This window comes from Microcoleus sp. OTE_8_concoct_300, assembly GCF_031383065.1.
Taxonomy (GTDB): Bacteria; Cyanobacteriota; Cyanobacteriia; order Cyanobacteriales; family Microcoleaceae; genus Microcoleus.
Genome location: NZ_JANMZH010000461.1, coordinates 1 through 1612, shown reverse-complemented (window position 1 = coordinate 1612; position 1612 = coordinate 1). Strand labels below are relative to the sequence as shown.

Sequence of the window (1612 nt, the reverse complement as noted above, 5' to 3'; positions counted from 1 at the left end):
TCGTCGTCGCGCAGGTTCGAGCCCCGGTTCCAGCAGCAACTCCAGCGCAAATTAAAGTCGATCAAGTAGAAGGCTGTTTCTAAAAGAGCCGGCAATGGGTGCTGGGAATTGAGCACAAACAGGAAAAATTATGAAAGGGCGATCGATGAAAAAACTATTAGTCTTGCTACCAATCCTAGTGACAGGCTTTATGGCTCCTGTACGCGCCGACCATGTTGGGCCAGTATCTATTCCTTGCTGGTTTTTTCGCAAAGAAAAGCTAGAACTTCAGCAAACTTGTATTTCTGAGTCGCATACTTGGACGGGTGGAGGTATCCGTTCGTTGCGGTGGGAAGATGGCGTACAAACAACTATGGCGTGGGGATTGCAAGGGCGCGGAGAAAAACTTTGCGAAGATATTAGCGTTGATGCTGTCTGTGGCGTAAGCTATCGGCGCGATTCTACAACCTTAAAACGGATTTCTAATCAAGAATGGGAAAATCGTAGGAGCAAAAATCAACCGACAATTGGGTGCGTACAAGTACAAGATAAATCAATTTGCTATAATCCGATATTGAAATAAAGCATGAAAATGATTATAAAAAGGCGATGCCAACTCAGTTTAATAGTAAGTTTAGCTATCTTAAGCGTTGGAACATTAACCATAAATTCGCTTGTAATGGCGGAACCTGCACCTATCTTCAGAGCATTTATCCGGGATATTCAAACTCAACTCCCTAGGGGTATGGTGATGCGATTGCCTACTTCTATTCCCTATCGTTCTCTGCCCCCTGCTGATTCTAACAATACACTTTACCCATACTTATATTCAAAAAACGGTGAGTTGGGTATTACACTATACTATTCCCCTGGATGTAGAGCAAATTCTTGCTTTGCCGGTGAATTTATTGTTTCTAAGTTAGACGAATACAAGTCTAAGTTAGAAACAATAGCTAAATGGTCCTGTGCGAATACAGTTTCTGTAAATATCAAACCGGGAATTCAAGGTGTTTACACTAATATCAGATGCGGTGGAACTGGTGACGGCAGTCAGACTATTTTCTGGGAACAGAACGGTTTAATTTTCTCGGCTCAGTTACGTGCTGCCGCTAACATTAAACAGGAACTGCTTGAAATTGCTACTTCGATGGCTAACGAGCCTCCGATTAAAAGTGCCCAATGAAAATAAGGAGATTTATGAAAGGTCGATCGCCAATCACCATTACAATTAGTTTAGGTATTTTAGCGGCTGTCTCGTTACCAATTATTGCACAGCAATCTAAACGCTACCCAACGGAGAATGAATTGCAGCAATTAATGAATCGGTTCCGCAATTTTGTGGTCGCTCCTCCTGAAGGTTCTCGCGGGTTTTACCTTCGAGATCCTCGCAATGCAGCTCAATCGCAGGATTTGAAAGCGTTTGTCAGAGCTTGGCTGCCGGTCAATCCCGATATAACACCTTTCATCGGTCAATGGACGGCGCTAGAAGAAACTACCAATATTTACCCTTCAAGTATTAGAGGTAAAGTTTGTATTATAGAAACTTTTATTCCCCCCAAGTCGGACATAGGGATAAGTTTTGCTGTAGGAACTGTATCTGGCAAATCCATCAAAACCAGTAACTTAACGGTTC

The 1612-nt window shown here is 42.7% G+C and carries 3 protein-coding genes; all 3 read left to right on the top strand.

The window, feature by feature from the left end; translation table 11 throughout:
- The first annotated feature begins 130 nt into the window (after positions 1–130).
- Complete coding sequence (locus tag ACUVJL_RS20900; RefSeq protein WP_445247590.1) at positions 131–562, top strand: hypothetical protein; 432 nt, start codon at positions 131–133, stop codon at positions 560–562.
- 96 nt (positions 563–658) lie between these two features.
- Positions 659–1162, top strand: coding sequence for a hypothetical protein (locus tag ACUVJL_RS20895; protein ID WP_445247589.1), 504 nt, complete (start codon positions 659–661; stop codon positions 1160–1162).
- 14 nt (positions 1163–1176) lie between these two features.
- A partial coding sequence (locus ACUVJL_RS20890) for a hypothetical protein (protein ID WP_445247588.1) occupies positions 1177–1612 on the top strand: 436 nt, incomplete at its 3' end.